Here is a 21,967-nt window from a genome sequence, read left to right as displayed (position 1 = left end):
GTCCGTCTTTTACCTTAATCGAAAGCTTGTTCATTTTACAGCGAACTCCAAAAGCCGCGCAGTTAAGTAAATCCTCAAGGGATTGTGCTTTTTCAATACGCAATTTGGGTTTACGCATGAATCGTTTGAAATTGGCTTTGACTAGGCTAGGTTTGGTCGTGGGCATAAAGGTGAGGTTATTAACAGTGGATGGTGCACATAATAAACGAATCTATCTGATCATGCAGCTCCTGACCATTTTTAACAGGACTCTATGCCGTCCTACGGGCTGCGCCCTACCTGCACAGCAGTCAGAAAAGAAAATACTTCGCACTTCCTTTCCTGACCGCTCGATATTGTTTAATAACGCAAGGTAGAGCTCGACGACGAAACTTGAATGATTAACTCAACTTCAATCGCGGTAAGGATTTGTTCCATTAGTATCTTTTTGATGTCAACATACTCTGAGCGCTCTTTAGACAATTCAGCCATGATATTAGGCATGAATCCATCAACCAGTACGACCTTTCCTATCACGCCGAAGTTATCGTGTAAAAACATCAGGCAATGTCCACGATGATCATAGCTGACTCTAGCATTGACTCCATCGGGAAGGACATCCTTGAAGAGTTGAGGAAGTTGAGTGATAAAGGTGTTTTGTTGTCGGTTCCCCAACGATTCAAGCCCTTGAAGGTTCATTCCCGTACGACCGATAGAGCTGATCACGGCTTGGGGACCTAGATACTCCCCAGAGTCAATCTCAATCGTTCGCCTGTCCATCACATCCATCAGCAACTTAGCAATCTCATTAGCATCAGAGAAAAGGTTCTTTTTCTCTTCCAGAATGAAATGTCGGCCCAGCCCTGGCGATAGCATCACTTCAAAGTCGCCATCCACCAATAGATTGCCGTCCATAATGGTTTCCCCGCAACATTGGTCTTTATAGCGCAAGAGCGTTTCAGAGCAGGCGTGTACGATAGGTTTGAGTTTTAGCTCGGTCTCCGGGTATAAATCCTCCGCAATCGACTCATTCATGACAAAATTGATCCCTCTACGATGAAGAACAAACCGAAAAAGAAACAGGGAAATGTCATGACCAGCCAAGTTTTTCATATTGATATCACCTCTTTAGACACCATCGACTCTAGGCAACGTTAAATGTATTCGACATTGCCTTGATAAATCGGAATGCATAAGAATAGTTTCACGCTGGATGTACTTGTAATAACACAATACCAGAAACGCTAGCGGTGAACGCCAATAAGAATGATAAGAAGCCTCGATACTCACAGGGAGTGGCTTTAATTGTTCAATGTTAAAGAACGAGCCGTGCTTACTCAGTAGAGGTGACGTTAGTATTAATGATTGCCCACTGTATTTTGGGAGCAGTTCAATCAACAGTTCGAGCTCTTGGTACGTATCTCTTGTAAAAGGATAGATCGCCGTTGAAAGGTGAACATGGTATTGGTTTTTCTTTAAGGACGGGGTTAGCTTGAGTAAGGTGAGTTCATTTAAAGCGATCCTTACACTGTAACCAAAACCTATCCACACAGAGAAAAGAAGAACACCGCCATGGAGGAATAAGGGGAGATGAAGCGGCATCAACCAGACCGTGACGACCATTAAAATGACGACACCTTTGATTCCCCTAATCAAATTTATCTTTGCGGAAGGGGCATGAGAGAAGGTCAATAATCTATGTAGGAAAATGAAAAGTAAGAGTGTATTGACAAAAAGTATCACAAGATTATCCAATAAGGTTCATTTTGACGGCAATAAGCCCCGCTTGTTGGGGCAAGATGAAGCCGACAATTGAACAAAGTGAAAGCGTCAGGCTTTTGCATCCCACTGCGCGCCCTCGCGGTACAACAAATACCCTCGATGATGCGTTTTTCTTAATAGCCGCAGGGCTTGACGGTAAGTGGTGCGTATCACGCGCCAATCATTACCATCGAGCATTTCCAATATAACAGGGTCATTGATTTTGTAATCCATATCAGATCTATCGCTTTCTTAAACGCCCAAACACAGCTAATCCCAGTAGAGAGAAAAAGCCGAGAGAACCGCCGCTGCCACCTGGGCTCGGTGTCGTTGTTGGAGGTGGAACGGGAGTCGGTGCTACAGGATTGATATCAATCACTTCATCGCTACTTAGATGAAGCTGCCCCGAGCCTGTGACTTCTAGCTCATAAGTACACGTATCAAACGCATTGATAACTGCTTGAGTTTGACAAGTACCGCCAAGGATTTGTACATCGCCTGTCGCATGAGCATTCTCAGTCACGCCATTTTGGTGTAATGACTGAATTTTAACAGTCTGAGTGCCAGTGCCTTTGAGAATCGTTGGGTAATGCCAGCCATTGACTGTTTCAAGCAGGAAGTCTTTTGAGTAAAAAAGATCAGGAAAAGTATTACCACCGTGAGTTATGCCAATCACTTCGTTACTTGTATTAAACCACGCACTGCCGCTGTCGCCGCTTTCAGTTTCAGAGCCTCCTAATGCGTATCTGTGATAGAAGTGATCTAGAGACTCATCGCTAATTTCACTTATAGTAAAGTCACCACGCTTTAGTTCGCTGAGACTGCCAGCAAAACCATAAGCATGAACCGCATCGCCCACACTTGCGGTAGCACTGTTCAAGTCAGCAAAAAAATGGATATTTTGCGTGGGTTGTTTATCAACATTAAGAATGGAAATATCGTGATTTATGAAGCCGTCACTTTGAGGATCATCTACTCTTGAGTTAACTGTAAGATAATCAGCGTCGTACGTAACAATAACATTGCCTCCAACTCTACAATGCGCAGCAGTTAGAATCTGATCACCGCCTATAATTAAACCTGTGCAATTACCGCTAACGTAATCATCAAAATCATTTTTCCAATCGACAGTCGTACCGTTCGTAATAGCAAAAGAAGAGCTTGATAGAGCGCTTAATCCGAGAGCAAGTAATGTTTTTTTCATATCCATATACCTAGTGTTTTTCGTTGTAGAATCGAGAAATTTCTAAAATAGACATTCTCTGTTTTCTATTGTTTGTCACGCCTGTTTTTTGCGTAGCTTTCTCGATAGCAGTAAGAACGACTTTTGCTTCACTTTCACTCAAGTACATCTGAGGAATTAGAACTTTACCTTTTCTATAATCGTTTGACATGATTAACAATTAACCTTATCAATCCCATTTTTGTCGGTAAAAACACAATAACAAACAACTAGCGGTTAATCAATACCGCTAGTTGTTTTTTACTTCATTTTAATTAGCATCTAGCTAGGTTTCGTACAAGTCTATTGTACTTCCCAGCAGGTCGCTTTAGCTGAAACAGCACATCCGCCACAACTAGCACGACCAGAAGTCAACTTCCAGTACCCACCAGACTGATAGACATGTGCATCTGTGCCTTTCAGACCTCTACCATAAAAGCCACTCACTTTACTTAATGCGCATACCCACCCATTTGTTGGTTTTAGGGTTTTGGTGATAATGGACGTGGACTCTGAACCGGATGAGAATTCCACCACTTGAACTGAACCTGAGCCAGATTGTGGCGGCTCTAGTCCGTCATACAAATCCTTTTCATATTCATCGCGGTTTTGCTTCACGCTCTCGTAATACTCCGATTCACTCGCGTAAGCATCTTCCAGTGTGACTTTAGCAAATGCTGCGTTACTGGCGAATGCACTACTCATGAGTGCAACAACTAACATAATTTTTTTCACTGTTATTCTCCTATTAAATACATTGAACTAAAGCTGTTGCTTTACCAAAGTGTGTGATTTCAAGTTTGTTTGTGTCTGTATTTTTGGCTGTAGTATCTACACCAACAGTCCAAAGTTGGTTATTTTGACCATCAATGTAAGCTTTAAATGATGATATCTCTATGTAATTCCACGGCAAACTGATATCACTGATATTCAACGCTAATGTTGGCGATAACCCTGTGCTGCACGCTGGCTTTCTCACGGTTTGGCCATGCGACACATTTTCAATAGTCACCAATCGTTTTGATACGGATATCTGACTGCCGTCAGAGGCTGCAATTGTGTAGTCTTTCGCATTCGTAATACCGTGCTGACCGCCCACATCCCAATCCTCTGTTAATGTGGCGCTCCCATCGCGCATGACAATGTTTTCGTACATCAGTGCCAACGTCGCTTGGCGCAAGGTAATATGGATATCACTACCTGCTCGCTTTGCCCCTGGAATGTCAATCAACACGTTTGACCACCGCGTCCACTCTTTCGCATCCTTGTCTAATTCGTGAAGTGGAATACGAATGACTAAATGCTCGTTAAATGCCGGTATGTGCGTAAGGTCGGTGTAAAAGTAAGTACTCAGACGCGAATGGCTCCACGGCACGTAATCGGGCAACTTACATTCACCATTGAGTTCTCGATCAATCGTGCAACTGCCCCAGTATTGCTCAGGGTAGTCGTTCATGAGGTTATCCAACGTTGCAGGCCAACTCGCTTGACTGGTCGAATCGACCCCTTCTTCGGTGATCTTGTAGTATTGATATTGATGAATGCGCTCTATCAGCACTCTAATGTGCTCACCGTAAGCTGTCGCTTTCTTGTCTTCCTGATAATTGTGATATACAGGGTAGCTGATACCCACAATCGCTATGCTAAGTCCGAGCGTAAGGAGAAACTCGGCTATCCCCACCCCGCGTTGTTTGAAGGCACTATTCGTCATAGAGACTCCTCATGTTTTTTCATCAGAGCTCTATACTCCTCGCAATGACTGGTTGTTGGTCCTTCATCGGGACAAGATACCGATATGAAAAATGACGGTCTTCCGTTAAGCACATTCACTATTTCTTTATGATTCATGCCAAGTTGAACCCCTGCCAGGATACCTACAGCTAAAAACCACAAAAACCACAGACCTAGCTTTGTATCTTCATTCATCATTGGCCCTGTTTTAAATAAGAGCGTTTTCATTTTATTGTTCATCATTCATTCCTTTATTCGACAAGCCTATCTTTACCAAGCAAAACACGCGGTGGCCGGGTCAAATTCCATGCGTGATACATCTGTTGGCCCTTTAACGACTTCAAGTATCTTTAAGGTTCGACCTTGAAATTGCCAACTGCCTATCACGGTTTGAGCCAGTTCTTTAAGGCGAGTCGCCTCCTGACTGGAGTGCGTCGTCAACGTGAGGTGCTTACCTATCACGCGGCCGCTGTTGCGGCTCGCCTGATAGGCAATATCGAGCGTCCAAGGACTGTTATCTCGGATGCTCGCCTCCAACCACCCCTCACTGACCAACGTATTGATGTCGTCGTCAATCGGTACGTGCAGACAATCAGTACGTTCGGTTTCGCTGCGTATCTGCTTATCCATCGCTTGCATGACCGCTGAGGTTGTTCGCTTAAATAACGCTTTTTCTCGCGCGCCGTTGTACGCCAGCAATAGCCCGGTGACGACGCCTAACATGGCCAAGGTGCGCAGCGTGCTGGCAAGCGTGAGGGAGGTAAGATTCATGCCGACTCCTTACAGCGTCACTGTGATGGTGTTGCCAGCGACCGCTAAGGTCGCGCAGCTGGCAGCGCTGTTACAGTTACCGGCACTCAATTTGGCCAGCGTGTCGGCCAAATCATCGATGTACTGCGTGTCAATGTTGGTGATGCCCACCTTCACGCGCTGCATGTTCGCGTTATCGACCGTCAAGGTGTAATCGCCGCCATATTCATTGGTGCCAACGCCATCACGCGTATCACCACAAATTGTCGAGCTCACCGAGTTACGCCCGGTACTGCATACTTTGCTCATTGAAGTACCCGTGTGGTTGACGCTTTTGACTTTCTCCGCGCCAGCTTTGATTTGCGTGACCGCCGAGACGGTATTGGCTTGCGCCGACCAAGCGGTTGCCATGTTGTAGAGTTTGACGATGCCAAGAAAGAGAAAAACGGCCAGGATGAGGTACATGATGAAATCAATCAGGCTGATACCACGTTGTTTATTTGGGTTTGAACGAATGCGTTTCATGTTGTGTTTCCTTAGAGTTGTATCGAGATAAAAAGGGATGCCATGGCGCTGCCCACCAGGGCAGCGAGCAGCAAGATACCCAGAACTAAAATGACTTTTGGGACAATGAGTTTCAGCGTGGCCATTTTTTTGGATAAATGGCGGTGGTGTTGTTCGGCGCTTTTTTCAAGCAAGGTCGAAAGCGGTGCGATATCCCCCATCACGTTCAGGTTGACCTGCGCGTCACGAAGCAAAAGCCCGGTATCGAGCGCGCGACCTGGGTTGGTTTCGGTTTCAAGCTGGCGCTGCATTTGATTGAGGTGAGACTTCAAATAGCGAGACGAATAAGCGTCCACCTCCGTCATGGCAGCTTTGAGACTCATGCCCGCTTGTGACAGATTGGCGAGCGTGGACAAAAGATTGCCCGCTACCGCCATGCGATAGTCGCAAAAAGGCCAGAGGTTATCGGCCATATCGCGCCCTTGCCCTGTCCATATCGGCATGAGTAACGCTTGAATAACAAACGAGCCAATGAAGAGGCTCAGCACCACCAGTCCCGGCCCTGAAACCGTCTCTCGAACCTGACTGGCCATCGAGTGTTCAAGACCAGCAGTCGTAATGATTTCACCACTGATGTACACACCCAAGACGCCCAGTCCCAGCAAAGTCAGCAGTGGAAAGGCCATCATAAGCAAGATAGATTTCATGACGCCTTGACCGCCTTCGAGCTCTTTAATGGCAATGTCTAAGCCGCTTTTGAGCTGACCGTTTTGCTCAGCAATGGCGAGGGTAGACACCACCACGGGCGAGAGCCAGCCACTGAGCACATCGGTAAAGCGTTTACCTTCTCCTGGCGCCTTGAGACCGGCCTGCCCAATTTTTTGCGTGCTCCCCGAGCCACTGCTCGCCAACTTTTGGCAAAAATCCTTGGTGGTCATGCCGTACTGCGCGCAGGTACGCCACTGCTCAAGGAGGGCGGTTTGGTCTTTTTTATCAAACAACCACTGTTCAAGAGACACCGACATGACTGACCTCCGCTTGCTTTGAGGTGACCTTCTCATCCATCTCTTGACCGATTTGTTGGTACAAGGATTGAGAGGATACCGGCATCAAGCCATCCACCTGTTCAGAGGCGGACGCAATGTCCACTTGACCAAGTGCGATGCGATGCAGCGTATGACGACGAATATCGGGCCAGCCTTGCGCCTGCAGATAACGACTCCATCCTAAATAGTCCTGCGCTTTGATGAACTCGCGGTCCGCATCTTCGATGGCAATAAGCTCCAACACCAACAAACGGCCACTTTCACCCGTTTGACGGCAATACTTGCAACCAGCAGGATGCTTTACGCGCACTTGATGATGCGCCTCGGGTAACAGCGTTGAAATCTGGGTCAGCTTGGTTTGGTAGGCGGCTTGCTCATCGTGATGCTCGTACACCGCTTTCGCTTCATTCAGTGTTAAAGCGCAGTGCGGACACAGCTTTCGCACCAGCTTTTGGTGGGTAAAGAGCTGCATTAACCCTGGTGCTGAAACAATGGAAGACGGGATACCAAGCTGCTCAATAAAAATAGCCGGCACACCAAGCGCACTATTGGCGTGCAAGGTCGAGAGAGCCAAACCACCCGTTTCACCTTTACGCGTAAACTCTTTGGTGGTGTCATGACTTCGAAGCTCACCAAACGAGGTGATATCGATGTCTTGACGAAGCTGCTCTAAGGCATAAAAGGTGTAATCCAAGTATTGACCCGAGCCGTCGACCAACTCACGCTTGGGCTCAACCAAGGTTTTCGTGATGCCCGCTTGCTCAAACTCAATCGGGTCTTCGAGCGTATGGCAGCAACGTGCCACGCGGTCAACCGTGTCAAACAAGGCGTACACTAACGAGGTTTTGCCTGAGCCCATTGGGCCGGTGAGCACAATAATGCCAGAGCGGCGCTGCATTTTACTTTCCAGTAAATCGCGCTGGGCGGGCAATAAGTCCATATTGTCGAGCGTAAGAGGCTCACCAAGGGGCGTCAAACAACGCAGCACCAATTTGATGCCGTGGCTGAGTGGCATCATCGCGACGCGCCACTCCACCATCATAGTCACGCGGTGACTTTGCCCTTCCTCATCCAACTTTGTGACGGAGCAAGGGAGCTCAAAGCGGTCATTGAGTGGCAGTCTGGGTGAATAGTTGGAGTTACCTAAACTGAACGTGTACGCCGCTAAGGATTGACCCATCGCGCGGTCAAGTCGCTCAGCGCTCTCTCCGCCGGCAAAGGTTTTGAGCCTTTCACGGCGCCCATCCACGCGCAGCAAAATCTGAGTACTGTTGCGATGCACTTCAAGGTGAATGTCTGAGGCTTTGACCTCCACCGCCGCTTGACATAGCTGCGTCAGTTTATCGCCATAGGCCGACTCCAGCGCCGCTTGCGTCTCTTGATTGAGTAGCGTGCGCGCCATATCCAGTAAGGTTTGCACACGCGTCTCATCGGTTAACTTCACCATCGGGGCGCGCGCAAAAAAACGCCCGCCACTGAGCGATTCCGTCTCTTGCACGTAACGGCGAATATCGGCGTGTTTTGGGCTGTCATAACAGTCCACCCAAATCACTCCCTCCTCATCCACAATGGTGTGGCCATCTTCGATGCACAGCTCAAGTAAGGTTTGGTCGTGCAATAAAGACAAGTCATGTCTGGATTCATTCATCAAAACCCCTCCATACTTAGAAAGCGCTGCGCGCCGTTATCACGCAAGCGAACGCCTTGCTCACTCACGCTGACAATCGACAAAGTTCCGACCGTGCTGCCTTTTTGCACTTTATGCCAACGGCCATGCACGTTAATGCGGGCTTGCCACGCTCCGTTGTCGATTTGCACAAGGCTGCCCAACATCAAGCCGGCGGTTTGCACCTCCTTTGACGCTCTTGAAGACGTACTCACCACCGGGGTCACGCTGACAGGGGCACCGATGAGGCTCAACTCTGTTTCCAGGCTATCCGGTTGCGAGCGTAAATTTTGCTCACGCACCTGTGCATCAAGCGTCGCCATGTTGAGCTCAGAAAGCTTATTAAGGTACGTCTCAATATCGTCGCTAAGAGGTGGCAGGGGTGCGACCGACTCTGGCTCAAGATTGAGTTTGGCCATTTGCTGAGCTAAACCCTTACTGGCAGCCTCTACAGACTGCTCCAGAGCCGTCGGCGCCTCTGCAGAAAGCGTTGATAAAGAGGATGATACTGGCGCTTCACGACCAGACTCGGTATCGCTATGATTGCCTTGTTCTTCCTGCTGCACGGAGGCACCTGCGTACTCAGACTTAACGTCAGGAAATAACGTGGTGTAGCCCATACCTACGGCCGCCGCGCCCATCAAGGCGATAAGACCAATTTTAATTTGGGGAAGGGTCATATTAGAGACCTCCATATAAAGTGATGGAAAAAGAGAGTGACCAACGATGTGGGCTCACCGGTTTTAGCGTGAGCGCTTTCATCGAGACCGGCATGACCGCAAACAGCGCCGCCAGGGTGTTAAGCTCTGAGGCGCTCACCCCTTGATGCGTCACCTCCCATGTTTTACTTTGCCAAGTGCTTGATGACTTATCACTGCTTTGCTGCGCGATAAACCCCATGGTCACGAGCGCGTCTTGCAAGCGCTGGTCTGTCGGCTGCATCGGCATCACGTGTGACTGCCAATAAGGCAGCCCAGACGCGAGGGGTAAACGCAGCGTGTGTTGGTCCCCATCGCTGCTCAAAAACAAAGAAAGCGAGTCATGCTGACGCTGCCATTGCTGCCACACACCGATAAGACCATCAGGCTCACGCTCTACGATGGCCGTCAGCTCTGCGCCTTGTTGAGTCAAACCCTTGGCTTTCCAACCTGGCGGCAGCAGGGCAAGGTGGGTCGCGCCAAGTAGCGCCCCTTCCATAACTGTCTGTGCGCTGACCGTTTCATGCAGCACCAAGCGATACATCCCCCAAGGCGGGAGCGCTTTGGGCTCAGTTGAGTCGCTCTCATGACTCACTTGAGAAGTCGCAGGCTCGTTAGAGTCAGAGCGCTGAACATAAAGCGTTAAAGCGATCACTGCGGCGAGCAACACGCTCACTCCAATTATCACTCTGCGATTGTTTAAGGGTTGAGCGGGTGGCGTTAACCGGTACAGCTCCAGTAAGCTCAGCTCTTGGTCGCTTGGCGGCACTATGCGCTCATGGTTTTCACTCACGGACTCAGCTTGCAAAGATTCAACCAAGAAAATATGTGAGGCGCCTGCGTTTGCTGCGCACAAGTGATAGTGCGTGTCAGTCCAGATTTGGCGCACCACACCCGCGTCAATCAGGGTCGCGTGCCACAGGTCTCCGATATTCTCGATAATGGTGACACTTTGCTCACCAGCCTCTTGCTCATGGAGCAGGCCGCGCGCGGTTAACACATCGAGCCACCACTCGCTGCGCGCCACGCCTTCACAATCACTGCCATACAGACAGACCCAGTCACCACGCTGCGACACGTACTGATAAGGCTGCTGGCTACGGCTTTTCAGGCGACGAATCGTCTTAGTTGCGTGACCGTGATGGGGAAGAGACAGTAATTCCATCATCCGTCCGCCCTCCGTGGAGTGAGGAGCACCAGCGTATCGACGCGCTGTTTCACCGCACTGTTACCGCCTAAAAAGGGGATGCCCAGGAAGGTACTTTCTTCTGTCGTGGTGTCGATTTGTGACACTGAGGCCACCACAATCGTTTGTCCGTATTTGAGCTTGTTGGCAAAGTTGATTTTGGCTTCACGCATTTGTGGGAAGACCAAGGTTTCACCGCCCACCTCTTGCGTTTCCAGCGACTCAATTTTGGTTAACATGCCCGAGGTTCGAAGATAAACGTGATCGCGCTGAATATTCGGAACGACGATGAAATCCACCCCCTCACTGCGCTTACCGCGCTCGGTATCAGTGGTGATAACGCCCTCGTCACTGTCTGAGCTGATATTTTCAACAAACTCGATGATGCGCTCTTGTGTGATGTGGTTGGTCTGATGGTTTTGCACCAATATTGTGATAGGTGTTTCTGTCGACACCTGCCCTTGTTGGTTCAATGCATTTATCAAGGCCGTAGAGCCCGACCACTTGCCGCCGCCAGTAAACGCAAAGCCAGGACTTGATGAGCCAGAAACCAAACTGGTGCCAGGAATGAAAAAGCTCAGGCTGTTGTCGCCGCCAATATCGCGAACGATATCCCAGTCAATCCCTCGGTCGTGGCCAAGATTGGAGCGAAACTCAAGCACTTGCACTTCCAAGGACACTTGGCGCGTCAGCGATTGTTTCGACTGCTCGACAAACGCCACCACTTCATGCATGCGCCCAGGCGTGGTACGTACCACTAAGCGAGATAAAGACGGCACGGCTTGCACAGAACCCACCAAGGATTCTTGCGCATCACCCTCTCCGGTTAAATCCGGGTCGAGTTGCAGCAATGCTTTCACGCCCAGCGCCACTTCCCCAAACACATCCACATTGCTGCTCGATAAGGTGACGTATTGCCCGTCCACTTTCGCAGAGGCTTCCTCATCGTCTCCGCCTTCGCTGCTTTCACCGCTGCCAATCTGGTCGCTGAGCATCCCTGGCGGCAATTCCAGTTCAAAGGTGCGCGACACAAAGCGTTCGACGTTCAACGTGTTCCCTTTAGGGGTGAAGCCGACATTAAGCTGGCGCTCAATATCATTGAGCAATGCCAACAGTGAGCCGTCATGTTGAATACGCACGCGCGTATTCGGGCTCACGCCCGCCCCAAACCACGCTTGTTTATCAAGGGGTGACAACACATCGCTGAGCACCATGCTCAGTGGCAAGCCCGACGCGGGGGTGCTGACACGCACGGTCTTACTCAGATAGTCAGTATCGGTGCGGCGCTCAATCGGTATCAGGCTGGCCGGGGGCTGCTCAATGCGTTCGACTTTGAGAGACTCACGATGCCTGTGGCGCTCGATGTCACTGAGCACCGAGGCGGACTCATCATTGCGTTTGTCGTATTCATTAAGCCCAAGGGTTTCACACCCTGAGAGCGTTAAGAGCACGCCAATGAGACAGAAGGATTGAAAACCCGAGAGACGAAATAGGTTCATAATGGCGTCACCTCTTTGATGTAAATAGTTTTAGTCGCATCTAGGCGCTGCGCTTTGAGTGGATAGGGACCGAGCAACGTGGTCATGGCCATGCTGATGTCCCCATCGATGGTCACCAATGGATAAGGCGTGAAGGTAAAGTCAGCCACAGGCCAAGACGATTTTTCATCCCAGCGCCAGCCATAGTGCTCAGTGACCTGCTTAGTCGCCGCTTTCAATGTGTCACCCGAGACCATTAAGGTCGTCACGCGCTCGCCTTTCCACGGATGAAAGGCCAACAGCTTCGACGATGTGTTTGAGTACAGCGCTAACGTATTGAGGGACTTATTAGAGGTCGCTAACGCCTGAACGGCACCTGACAGTGAGCCCGTTCGAATAAAGTCTTGCGTGGCTATTTCATCCAAGGCAGTCAAAAACGCCTTATCTTGAGCAAACGCCAGCGGTTGGTCGCCATGTTTGTAAGCCCAGCGAGTTAAGGCGCTGCGAAAGCTTTCTCCAGCATGGACGCGATAAGTGGTGAGCGCTTTTTTCTTCACAGACGACTTAGACGGTGTCGATTTTACTTTTGAAGTTGACGAGGCTTTAACCTGTATATCGCTGGCGAAAAACGCATCATTGTCATCCTCAAAACTGGACATCGCCTCTGATGAAGTGCTTTTCGATGCCAGCGACTTTTTCAGTTGCGGGGTCATGACAACACTTGGCGGCGCGTCTTTTGGGGAAGAGGACATAGACGATGTCGACGCCACCTTGTTCGCTTTCACCGTCCCCGCCAGAGGAGACTTACCTTCTGAAAATCCAGTCACAGGCTTGGGCGCCTGCCACTCATACCCGTACTTGAGGCGAAAACCCACATTGCGACGAACCACATCTTCTTCAAGCGAGAACGCTTGACCGCCGATAACTTGTAAGGCTTGTCGAAGGCTCATGTGCCCCATATCGGTATGACCCAAAGGCAAAGGTTGCGCATAGAGCTGCGTTTCGGCGTAAGACGTCGGGGTGCGCAGCGACACGCCACTGCCTGACAATAAGAACTCGATGCCATCTTTGATGCTCATCTTGCTCATTACGGGCAAGCGAGCTTCAATCGGCACGCCTAAGATGTCGGTCATTTGCTCGCCTGCAGAGCGCTCTATGACATAACGTGAGGTCTGCACGCTGCTGCCCGATAATTCGGGGGCGGTGCGAATGTTTAATGGGGGTGGCGGCGCTTGTACAGGCTCAGGCGGGGTTTGACACCCGGCCAACAAGCCTGCAAAAGACAACATGAGCCAGCGCGTTTGCATATCATTCTCCTGACAATAAAAGACGTCCACACGCTAACAAAAAGGCCATAGAAAAATCTCGATTAGAATTGTCAAAATAAAGAAATTCTAATCGAGATTGTTTGTAAAATTTCTGATATCCTTACGGGAATATTTTATTAACTGCCACCTTGTAAAAATAGAACTAGCGGTTGATGTTAACGATAGAAACAAAAACGCCAGCTTATCGCTGGCGTTTGTCATTAGAAGACGTTAAGTAAATCAGATTATTTAGCTGAAAAAGTAAAACCCAACATGCTACGAAACCAGTCGGTTTGATGGACATCAACCTCATGGTTTTTCACCTGCAGTTTTAACTGCTCCAGTTCTTGAAGGTGCGCGCGGCACTCGTTGTGAGAGTAAATCGAGAAGCCGAACTCTTTTGTCCACTTCACCACCGCTTCAACCACATCGATCGCAGCAGCTTGCGCTGATTGACACTCCGTGACTTTAGCCATCGCTATGGTGCCTTCATCATCATATACATAGACAACTTGCATCAGCATTACCCTCGTTCAAAAGTCATCGAGTAAGTGGTTTTTAACAGCCCACCGACACCGGCTAAAAACAGCTTAGCCGCCGCGCGTGACGCTTGTTGATGAAGCAGTGGTTTAGGTTGGGTCATAAGTTCGATGATGGCATCAGAATCAGGCCCATCGATATGAATTTGGTTTACACACCAATTTGGCATAATCAGTTCCTCTTAAAAAAATAAAAGGATGCCCCCACCAGGGAGACATCCCATGTGGGTGGTGCGCAAAAGCCCCTATCTAAGATAGAGGCTTTAAGGTTAAGTCGAATTGAGGTTTATTTAGCGATAGCAGCAACTAAAGCGATCAATGACACGACAAGTGGCGTGATAAGTAATATCGGCTGATATTTAATATCACGTACCATTTTCATCGTATCGATTAATAGCCTCTCTCGCTCAGCTTCAAACTTCTGTTCTTCGGCATTGAGCTTTTCTCGCTCAGCTTCGAACTTTCGCCCTTCGGCATTAAGCTTGTATGTATTAGACAAAGTTTGGTAAAGCTCGGCATTCTCTTTTTCCAACTCTTCTATACGTTTTTGCTTTTCGCACATATCTTTCTCCGTATTCATAAAATAAGAATAACAGAAAACCCCAATCCCCGACAGGAATAGAGACCCCTGTCAGATGGGTTACATTATGGTTAGATCAACACTTCCACGACGTTATACGAAACATACGGACCATGAATGGTTCTCATGGTGCGCCGAACCACTCCTGCTTGCTCAAGCGCGCCTAAAAATCCAGCGTACTCGTCGCAATCTTTAATGGCCGTTTCATTCTCGTTGAAGTGATTGTTTGGTAAACACACCGTCGGAGTGCCCATAGGCTCTCCTGGAAACGAATCCGAAGCTTCATTTCGTTTTGTATCGGCTGTGTTTAACTGAAGCGCGATTTGCTTGTTATTACGATAGTGATGTTTAGAGACGTCACTATCGATTTTCTGCCCACCGGCCAGTGTTACCGTCACCATAAGTTGAGTCATATCATTTCTTCCTTAGATAAAAAAGAAGGAATGACCCCATAGAGGAGGCATTCCCCTCTATGGGTTTACGGGTTGCCCCTAATGTGAGTGACGCTGAAATCTCAGCGTGTTCACAAACGGGGTAGATGCATCCCACACCATGAAATCATGGCTAAGACGTTGTTGGATCACTTCAATGTCTTCGACGGGGTAAAAGCGCCCTTCACGCATCATAAAACCAGCGTTTGCCAGCTCTGGTGGTGAAATATCACTGCCCTTCGCCACAGAAAAAAGCGCCAAGGCTTTGGTCTGTAAAAGATTGAATTTGTCCATCTTGCTCTCCTCAAAAATAAATAAGGAGAGCCGTCGCCAAAGGGGAACGAGTCCCCTGTGGGTTGGGTTAATAGTTAATTCAATTTCGCTTGTTCAATACGCGTCTCTAGGCGTGCATTAAAACGCGCGTCCAGCATGGTCTTTTTCCACCAATGAACCACCGTTTGCGGCTCATCAGCATCAAGAAGATAAAACGTACACAGCCAACTCACCACTTCGGGATCGCTGTACAATGCCTGTTTCAATTCAGTCCAATGAACGCCTGTTACCGCTTTACCGTTACGGAGTCTTTGTTCGATATCATCGAATAAACCAGCGTAGTGGCAAGCTTTGAGATAACCGCGTTCATTTTCCTCCATGTTGGCTTCGCACTTAGAGCAAAACTCTTGGTCACACTCATGATGGCCACAGTGAGTACAATCCAATGAGTAAACTGAATTAATGCAACCACCCAGTAACTCATCAAATTCACGCCTTACAGCAGCTTGACCGCAGCAAGAACATTGTTCTTCACTTGTGAAACCATTGGTGTCGAGTGCGTACTCTAGTACCAACGCGTTATACGTCTCTTGAATCATCATTGTATTGTTCATTGTCGCTCTCCTAATATTGGCAAAAAGGAGAAACGTCGCCATAGGGGAACGTATCCCCTGTGGGTAATCAATGACAGTAATAAAAAGCCCCAACACACAAAAGTGTATTGGGGCAGTCAAACATCAAGCCGCTTGCTGATTTGCATCAGAACCAGTCGGTGCTGGCGATTGTACAAGTACAACGTCATTCACCTTCAGATACTTCACTTTGAGTAGACGCCCCTTAATGGTTGCGCCAAACTGACCCGCTTTTGTACTGTGGTTGCTTTGATAAGTAAAGGTGTCGAGCGAGATATCACTGATAGTAAAACTCAGTGAGCCTTTATCGCCACCTTGTGGGCTAAAGTCGTAGTTATCAAGACCATGCGCTTCAAAAAGCTCAATCGCCTCTTTCCCTACTACTTTGCAGTCAATGTACGTTCTTTCGTTATCATCACCACGTAAACACGTGATGGTGGTCGCGTAGAACGGGTCACCTTTTTTCGGTGTCACTTTTCTCACGCGGTTTAGAAAACCAAATCCATGAGTGTGAAGGTCGAAATAAGTATTTTGATTGTTATCAGACATAATGTTTTCTCCGAGACAGGCTGCACGAGAAAAAATTACATCCCACCATGGGAAATAATTTTCCCGTGGGGGTGATAAAAAGTCGGTGTATAGCGCCAAAGCTCTATCAATAATAGGCTGAGGGCAGTTAAGTACGCTTTCACTTCTTTAAGAAGAAGCCACGACACATTTCAGAAAGCCATTTAAGGGGGGTTAACCCCGTGTGTTTAATACTATTCGTCAGTATTCAACGTTTAACATCCTGAGGATAACAGTCCGAATGGGCTTGTAAAGTGATTTATGTCACACATTATTTGATGGATTTCTAACAAGGTTTTGGACATAAGTGAGTTTCGTAATAGGTGTATTTAGAGCGCAAGTGTTTCGCATTTAATAGTACAGCATTGTTGACTGCGTTTACCTTTTCAGCCCCTAGGTAGTATTCGCAAAGCCAAGACTTTTCGTTACCGTGTTCTAGTTTATTAACTAGCATTATGAACTCAAGTTTGCTAACCGAGTCCGTATTCTGGTGCAGCGGCGAATAATGTCAGATACATTCCGTTTATTCGCTTTTCGACTGCTAGATTCAAACTCACCACCAGTAGCAATATCAAATAAGTTTTCGATTTCTATTAAGATGTTTTTCTTAGGGTTGGCTGTCTCAATATTTTTTTGTGATTTGTTCAAAAGAGGTAAAATGCGATTGGTGTGAGTTGAAAGCAATAAGGAATGGTTGGCTTTGATTTTAGCTTGCTGAACAGTGTTGGTCTTTGTATTTGTTGGGTTATAGTCGTTAGACCAATACTCTACAGAGTTTTCCTCAAAATCTCGTAGAGCATCTTTGGCCTCGTTTATGGCAGCATGTAATCGCTCACTCTTTTCTTTTGCATTCCAATAAAGGAAATTGAAAACAAATGCCGCAATTACAGAAAAGATTGCTCCACCAAGAAGCTCAATCAACGAACCCGAAGGCGTTGAAGAAAGAGTATTGTTTAACTCTTGCAGTACCTCGATAAGCTTCTCACTGTTGGCGCTAAAGGAGGCTGATTGATTAAATGAGTGGATCGCTTCAGCAATAGATTGTTTAGACTCGAAATTACTACATTGAGAACTTTCTGCGATGGTCCTATTGAGGTTCTCTAGAATGTTAATGAGTTCCGGGTATTGTAAATCTAGGGCTTTTTGAGAGGGGAGCGAAAAGTTGCCTGTGACAGAATCACAGGCAACCTCAGGTATATTTGTTGATATAGCGGAAGAACTCATGCAGCACCGAACGGTTTAGTTGGCTCATATTTCTTCGAGTCAAACTTTGCTTCTGAAATGTATTGACGCACTTTTTTTTCATAAAATGCGAAGTCACCATCTGAGTATCTGAACTGAATTTTACTCAACAGAACATCTGCTTTCATGTAACCATACTTGACCATTCCCGCAAAGCCCTCGGTCAAAAATGATGAGCCATAGCCATCAACATCATCATCCAAAATAATGGTCAACGTTTCACCGCCCTTTAGCTCAGTTAGCTTAGCCTTCAAGTATTTTTCTCGGAATTCTTCGCCGCTTCCTTTACCATCACTGTAGTACCTCCCTTGTGGGTCGTTGCTGAATTGTTGCCCTATATTAAATACACTCATGATAAGTCTCTTCATTATAATACTACGCTCCAGATTATTAGTGTGCCTAACAGAGGTCGTTGCAGAGCATTAGAATCTGTAGATTCAATCCCATCTTTCATTGAGTAGCTATAGTGCCCAGAACTGCTTAAGATTGATAATCTACCATTTTTTAACTGTTTAATAAATTCTAGTAGATCTTGCAATCCCTTTCCTCTATCGTTTTCATCTGTGCTAGTTCGGTCAATTTCAACCGCTGCTTTTAATAAATGCTCATCTTTAAGTTGCTTAAATTTGTCAATTGGCAGATGAGCAAAAAAGCTTTTTACTTTCTCCCCAAATTTTGACGTTGGCAGAGTTTGAGGGATTCCTATCCCTTGATCATAGAAAGCGACCTTAAGGATTCTTGAAGGCTCATGGTAAGAACCTGTGAGGAACCACTGTTTTTTTGGGCTTCTCGCCTCAAATGATTCAGGGTAGGCATGGTGACTTACATTGGTAATAGCTTCCCCTAAACCTGTATGGAGAAAAGTCCATTTATCGATTTCGTCACCTACTATTTGTTTTAAGTCTTTCTTAAGTTCTCTTGGTTTGCCTTTAACGCCACACTCCCCCTTTTTGTATCTAACGAGCCTTTTATCAGAACATGGGTGACCGTTGGTACAAGGTTTGTATTCTGGTTTATTAGCAAATAGGTCAAAAAAGCCAAGATCATGGAATTGACTGTAAATATCATCGTCCCATTGTCCGATCTTCGGAGTTAACTCATTACGCAAGCTATCATCCCAGCTTGATATTTCAGCGGTAAGTACGAGCGCTGCTGGTGTCGAAATTGACTTTAAGTTATCAAAGTTTACAGATACCAAGTTGAAAGAGCTTTTTGGTAGTGCGCGACCTTTATTTTTTTTAACTAGCTCCACAAGTTTACTGATGACAGTAAGGTGTTGCATCGTCACATTATAGTTATCACTAAAGTCCATGTGTTCAGGTAGGCAAATAATGATGCCTTTGTATTTTTTTTTCTTCTTCTTTTTGCTACTAAGGACTGGTCCTTTCCTTTTTTTTGGTGGCGCATATTGGTGTATTAAGCCATTTTGCATTTCACGTTCAATCAACTCGTTTACTGGCCCATAAACATCTCGGCCAATATGAACGAACGGTGATGTAGGAACTATCAGTTGTTTTGATCTATGTTTCAAACTGCGGATAACATCCCGTTGTCTCTGTTTAACTGTAATTTGTCTCACTTAAAGCTTTACCTCAAGATTTCCTACTAAGTCGTTAACATCAATGTCTAACTCGTTATCTAACCAATCAATTAAGTTAAATCGTTTTGACCCAACTTTAATCTTTGTCTCTATCCTAGCCGTTTTGAATGTTCGCGCTTCGTTGCTTTGGTGGCAAACCCCTCGAATATATGCTTTTTTATTGCCATCAAACCCAAATTCAGTAGGGGATATATTTCGTCGTTCTCTTTCATCATACTTTCGGTAAGTAAACTCGATGTCACTAGTTTCACCTGCCCATACAATTGTTAGTTCTTTCTTCCAATCTTCCACTGAGTCGTATGAGCGTGTACCTATCTGATGATTTAAACCAAATCGAGTACAAAGCTCCTTTTGCTCTTCTAAATTATAGTTTTGACGTTTCACATACTCGTCAAAAGCAGTTTTGTCTGCTAGAGCTTTTTTCATTCTGCGCCTGGTCAATAAGAGCCAAATAATGAAAAGGCCAATGCCTAGCCCAATAAGATTAATGAAAAGCTCCATTTAACACACCTAACCATTACAAGTGAGCTCTAAATTGTAACTGAACTCAATAATGAGACCACTAGTTGATCTTTAACATGATGCATATATGTGAGCAATAACTAAATGCTATTGCTTTTTTTATTTCAACCTTTAATTATGGGTAAATTATCTGCATGAGAAAAGTTAGCCTAATGACTCCTTTAGTAAGGGGAAATTAAGTTTGCCCTTACTTGCAATGAAGCATAAACCACTTAGAGTTTACACTCTACTCCCTGATCGCATAAGGAGGCCGAATGTCCTCGACTAATTGCCCCATCATCTTCAAATAGCGAGCGCACTCAAATTCACTAAAAGCCATCCATTACTCCAACCGTTAACACCATCCACCAAAACCGTCATGATAACGTTAGCGCCCCCTTGAACCAAAACGATTATTCGTTACAATACTTGCGCCAATGGGATACAGGAACTCCATTGGCCGGAGTGCTCCTCACAGGCGCTTCGTTGCGTGCATCGTATAATGGCTATTACCTCAGCCTTCCAAGCTGATGATGCGGGTTCGATTCCCGCTGCACGCTCCAACTCATGCTCTAAGGTAGTCCTCATGCAAACGCCCCCTTCTGACGAAATGAAACAAGCTAAAAAAGCCTTCAAAACCAGTTTAAAATCGTATCTGGCTCAGTTTGACGAGTGGACTGAAACACCGGATGTCAGCGTCATACTGGACGCTTTTAAACCCGTCATATTCCAAGAATCCATGGAGCTCATCAGTAAAAACAAAACCCAAGTAGCCAGAACGCTCAACGTGAACCGTGGCGTACTATCTAAAGTACTGCAGCAGTATCCAAAGCCTATGGCTGACTAACACTTCAATTAAATCAATCCGTGCTATGGGATTTAAACGATTTCTGCCGAAACCCTATCTTGACCGATTGACAGCTGAGTTGCTTCCAATGGTTAATTCGACTTTCTGCGTCTGGAGCTAATAATGGTTGGATTATGCTTGAGAAATCTTGCAAGTTCATACAATAAGTCAGCATTGATGCGCCCCAATCAGATTGTAACTCCCCTACTGTGACGAGATTATCAATGGCTTCTTTATCATCGGTTAATGCTTTAAAAAATGACTGGAAAGCGTCTTTTGTTAAGACCAATGATTCGGCGTCTGTTATAAGTTCGTGACTCTCCCCGATTCTTTTGCAAGGGGTGATCTCAATACGAGCTTTATCAAACTCATCTTCCGTCCCCCAAGCCACATCCACAACGCTATACCATTTACGATATTGTTCCTCCATGATAATTTGATCTTTTATCCAGTCGAGATTAACGGTAGTTAAATCAAACGGCTCAAGCAGTTCAAACGTCATGCTAGCCATAAATAGCGTATGGCCTTTCTCACAACCCAGTCCGAACGATTCTTCAGAGCAGGCGATTAAATCAGTGATTGTAATGGCATCCCCGTCAACGGGACACCTAATGGTCATACCCAGAGCCAGTTGATGCGCAGTAACCCATTTAATTGAAGGATTAGGTTTCATTATTCCCCCCCCTATCCTGTTCATTCTTACATGACGGAGATATTTTAGCTTTGTCTAATACTTTAGCTTGCGTCATCGTCGCTTCATCAACCCTTAAAAAAGCTACTGCCAGCTCCCCACACACTTCATCCAATTTGGGGAACGTACATTCATCCCACTCTTTTGTGCGAAACTCCCTGTCACTGTACATATCAACCTTTCGGCAATGCTGACGCTTTCCGTTGTACTCTTTGGCTCCAAAAAGAGTTAAGAATCTCAAAATGGTCTGATTATCCAAGGTAATAGAATCGTCAAGTAATTCTTCCGCTTTAATTTGCACATACACCGCCAAATCAACGGCAGAAAACTGTGAATTAGCAAACGAAAAGTAAACACTTTGATCACCAATGTCATAATGGTGATGAAGTTTGTATAGACACCCAGATACAGGGGGCTCTGGTCGATGGCTCTCTTCAATCGCTTTCTCTGTTTGTGCCCAGCACACCTCAAATGAGCAACGGCCTGCACTTTTCAAAAAACGAAGAGCGAGGTCTGCAATATAGAGCGTGCTGTATTTGGTCGTATGAAAACCACGCTCATACAGAGCAGTAAAGGTATAAGCACTCACATCCGCGTCCGCTTGTAGAGCCCGTCCCAGCTCTTCAAGCAGCAGCCAGTTGTCATCATTCCCTCCCTCAAAAAGGTTCTTCTCCGCGACGTGCTGGATAATGACACCTGTCGTATGTGATAAGGTCTGTTCGTTACTGTTATACAT

The 21,967-nt window shown here is 46.6% G+C and carries 28 protein-coding genes, 1 tRNA gene and 1 pseudogene; 2 read left to right on the top strand and 28 right to left on the bottom strand.

Going from position 1 to position 21,967, the window contains the following annotated elements; translation table 11 throughout:
- Positions 1–339: 339 nt before the first annotated feature.
- The 26 genes and pseudogenes from SJY39_RS00530 to SJY39_RS00405 all read right to left on the bottom strand — a co-directional run bounded on the left by SJY39_RS00530 (position 340) and on the right by SJY39_RS00405 (position 19,618).
- Complete coding sequence (locus tag SJY39_RS00530; RefSeq protein ID WP_390240698.1) at positions 340–894, bottom strand: hypothetical protein; 555 nt, start codon at positions 892–894, stop codon at positions 340–342.
- 915 nt (positions 895–1,809) lie between these two features.
- Positions 1,810–1,974 carry a hypothetical protein gene (locus SJY39_RS00525; RefSeq protein ID WP_390240696.1) on the bottom strand — a complete coding sequence of 55 codons (165 nt, stop codon included), beginning with the start codon at positions 1,972–1,974 and terminating at the stop codon, positions 1,810–1,812.
- Positions 1,975–1,981: 7 nt separating this feature from the next.
- Positions 1,982–2,944: a trypsin-like serine peptidase gene (locus SJY39_RS00520; RefSeq protein WP_390240694.1), complete on the bottom strand. Its 963-nt coding sequence runs from the start codon at positions 2,942–2,944 to the stop codon at positions 1,982–1,984.
- Between the two features lie 10 nt (positions 2,945–2,954).
- Positions 2,955–3,134, bottom strand: a complete 180-nt coding sequence (locus SJY39_RS00515; protein ID WP_137025360.1) for a hypothetical protein — start codon at positions 3,132–3,134, stop codon at positions 2,955–2,957.
- 131 nt (positions 3,135–3,265) lie between these two features.
- Positions 3,266–3,697 (bottom strand): hypothetical protein, encoded by a 432-nt coding sequence (locus tag SJY39_RS00510; RefSeq protein WP_390240692.1) that lies wholly within the window; start codon positions 3,695–3,697, stop codon positions 3,266–3,268.
- 13 nt (positions 3,698–3,710) lie between these two features.
- Entirely contained in the window at positions 3,711–4,673 is a 963-nt protein-coding gene (locus SJY39_RS00505) for a hypothetical protein (RefSeq protein ID WP_390240690.1), read from the bottom strand.
- Positions 4,670–4,936, bottom strand: a complete 267-nt coding sequence (locus tag SJY39_RS00500; RefSeq protein WP_390240689.1) for a hypothetical protein — start codon at positions 4,934–4,936, stop codon at positions 4,670–4,672. The genes SJY39_RS00505 and SJY39_RS00500 overlap by 4 nt, the downstream gene beginning before the upstream one ends.
- Before the next feature lie 27 nt (positions 4,937–4,963).
- Positions 4,964–5,416, bottom strand: a complete 453-nt coding sequence (locus SJY39_RS00495) for a hypothetical protein (protein ID WP_390240687.1) — start codon at positions 5,414–5,416, stop codon at positions 4,964–4,966.
- A gap of 57 nt (positions 5,417–5,473) precedes the next feature.
- Positions 5,474–5,968, bottom strand: a complete 495-nt coding sequence (locus SJY39_RS00490) for a hypothetical protein (protein WP_390240685.1) — start codon at positions 5,966–5,968, stop codon at positions 5,474–5,476.
- Between the two features lie 11 nt (positions 5,969–5,979).
- Complete coding sequence (locus SJY39_RS00485; RefSeq protein WP_390240683.1) at positions 5,980–6,972, bottom strand: type II secretion system F family protein; 993 nt, start codon at positions 6,970–6,972, stop codon at positions 5,980–5,982.
- Positions 6,956–8,641: a GspE/PulE family protein gene (locus tag SJY39_RS00480; protein WP_390240681.1), complete on the bottom strand. Its 1,686-nt coding sequence runs from the start codon at positions 8,639–8,641 to the stop codon at positions 6,956–6,958. Before SJY39_RS00480 ends, SJY39_RS00485 begins: the two co-directional genes overlap by 17 nt.
- Positions 8,641–9,339: a hypothetical protein gene (locus tag SJY39_RS00475; RefSeq protein ID WP_390240679.1), complete on the bottom strand. Its 699-nt coding sequence runs from the start codon at positions 9,337–9,339 to the stop codon at positions 8,641–8,643. The genes SJY39_RS00480 and SJY39_RS00475 overlap by 1 nt, the downstream gene beginning before the upstream one ends.
- A gap of 1 nt (position 9,340) precedes the next feature.
- The gene (locus SJY39_RS00470; RefSeq protein ID WP_390240677.1) at positions 9,341–10,525 is read right to left on the bottom strand and encodes a hypothetical protein; all 1,185 of its coding nucleotides are present in this window, start codon (positions 10,523–10,525) and stop codon (positions 9,341–9,343) included.
- On the bottom strand, positions 10,522–12,042 hold the full coding sequence (locus SJY39_RS00465; protein WP_390240676.1) for a type II and III secretion system protein: 1,521 nt from the start codon (positions 12,040–12,042) through the stop codon (positions 10,522–10,524). The genes SJY39_RS00470 and SJY39_RS00465 overlap by 4 nt, the downstream gene beginning before the upstream one ends.
- A complete protein-coding gene (locus SJY39_RS00460; protein ID WP_390240674.1) occupies positions 12,039–13,199 on the bottom strand; it encodes a hypothetical protein in 1,161 nt (386 codons plus the stop codon). The genes SJY39_RS00465 and SJY39_RS00460 overlap by 4 nt, the downstream gene beginning before the upstream one ends.
- A 374-nt stretch (positions 13,200–13,573) precedes the next feature.
- Entirely contained in the window at positions 13,574–13,846 is a 273-nt protein-coding gene (locus tag SJY39_RS00455) for a hypothetical protein (RefSeq protein WP_390240672.1), read from the bottom strand.
- 11 nt (positions 13,847–13,857) lie between these two features.
- Positions 13,858–14,037 (bottom strand): annotated as a pseudogene (locus SJY39_RS00450) (hypothetical protein); the annotation flags it as partial.
- Between the two features lie 116 nt (positions 14,038–14,153).
- Complete coding sequence (locus tag SJY39_RS00445; protein WP_102420885.1) at positions 14,154–14,429, bottom strand: hypothetical protein; 276 nt, start codon at positions 14,427–14,429, stop codon at positions 14,154–14,156.
- 89 nt (positions 14,430–14,518) lie between these two features.
- Complete coding sequence (locus tag SJY39_RS00440; RefSeq protein WP_390240670.1) at positions 14,519–14,860, bottom strand: hypothetical protein; 342 nt, start codon at positions 14,858–14,860, stop codon at positions 14,519–14,521.
- A 78-nt stretch (positions 14,861–14,938) separates the two neighbouring features.
- Positions 14,939–15,172, bottom strand: coding sequence for a hypothetical protein (locus SJY39_RS00435; RefSeq protein WP_390240668.1), 234 nt, complete (start codon positions 15,170–15,172; stop codon positions 14,939–14,941).
- Positions 15,173–15,246: 74 nt separating this feature from the next.
- Positions 15,247–15,765, bottom strand: coding sequence for a hypothetical protein (locus SJY39_RS00430; RefSeq protein WP_390240666.1), 519 nt, complete (start codon positions 15,763–15,765; stop codon positions 15,247–15,249).
- A gap of 123 nt (positions 15,766–15,888) precedes the next feature.
- Positions 15,889–16,332 (bottom strand): DUF3577 domain-containing protein, encoded by a 444-nt coding sequence (locus SJY39_RS00425; protein ID WP_102300573.1) that lies wholly within the window; start codon positions 16,330–16,332, stop codon positions 15,889–15,891.
- 471 nt (positions 16,333–16,803) lie between these two features.
- On the bottom strand, positions 16,804–17,574 hold the full coding sequence (locus tag SJY39_RS00420; protein WP_390240664.1) for a hypothetical protein: 771 nt from the start codon (positions 17,572–17,574) through the stop codon (positions 16,804–16,806).
- Positions 17,571–17,945 carry an STAS-like domain-containing protein gene (locus tag SJY39_RS00415; RefSeq protein ID WP_390240662.1) on the bottom strand — a complete coding sequence of 125 codons (375 nt, stop codon included), beginning with the start codon at positions 17,943–17,945 and terminating at the stop codon, positions 17,571–17,573. Before SJY39_RS00415 ends, SJY39_RS00420 begins: the two co-directional genes overlap by 4 nt.
- Positions 17,946–17,959: 14 nt before the next feature.
- Positions 17,960–19,171 (bottom strand): hypothetical protein, encoded by a 1,212-nt coding sequence (locus SJY39_RS00410; RefSeq protein WP_390240661.1) that lies wholly within the window; start codon positions 19,169–19,171, stop codon positions 17,960–17,962.
- Positions 19,172–19,618 carry a WYL domain-containing protein gene (locus SJY39_RS00405; protein ID WP_390240659.1) on the bottom strand — a complete coding sequence of 149 codons (447 nt, stop codon included), beginning with the start codon at positions 19,616–19,618 and terminating at the stop codon, positions 19,172–19,174.
- Positions 19,619–20,181: 563 nt separating this feature from the next.
- Here SJY39_RS00405 and SJY39_RS00400 point away from each other — a divergent pair.
- Both SJY39_RS00400 and SJY39_RS00395 read left to right on the top strand, forming a co-directional pair.
- A tRNA-Gly gene (locus tag SJY39_RS00400) sits at positions 20,182–20,256 on the top strand.
- Between the two features lie 23 nt (positions 20,257–20,279).
- Positions 20,280–20,540, top strand: a complete 261-nt coding sequence (locus tag SJY39_RS00395; protein ID WP_390240657.1) for a hypothetical protein — start codon at positions 20,280–20,282, stop codon at positions 20,538–20,540.
- A gap of 13 nt (positions 20,541–20,553) precedes the next feature.
- Here the strand turns inward: SJY39_RS00395 and SJY39_RS00390 are convergent, their stop codons facing one another.
- Both SJY39_RS00390 and SJY39_RS00385 read right to left on the bottom strand, forming a co-directional pair.
- The gene (locus SJY39_RS00390) at positions 20,554–21,213 is read right to left on the bottom strand and encodes a hypothetical protein (protein ID WP_390240655.1); all 660 of its coding nucleotides are present in this window, start codon (positions 21,211–21,213) and stop codon (positions 20,554–20,556) included.
- A complete protein-coding gene (locus tag SJY39_RS00385) occupies positions 21,203–21,967 on the bottom strand; it encodes a hypothetical protein (protein ID WP_390240653.1) in 765 nt (254 codons plus the stop codon). The genes SJY39_RS00390 and SJY39_RS00385 overlap by 11 nt, the downstream gene beginning before the upstream one ends.

The organism is Vibrio sp. R78045 (assembly GCF_042466085.1).
Taxonomy (GTDB): Bacteria; Pseudomonadota; Gammaproteobacteria; order Enterobacterales; family Vibrionaceae; genus Vibrio; species Vibrio cyclitrophicus.
The sequence above is the reverse complement of the archived record's forward strand: the minus strand, read 5'-3'. Positions and strand labels throughout refer to the sequence as shown.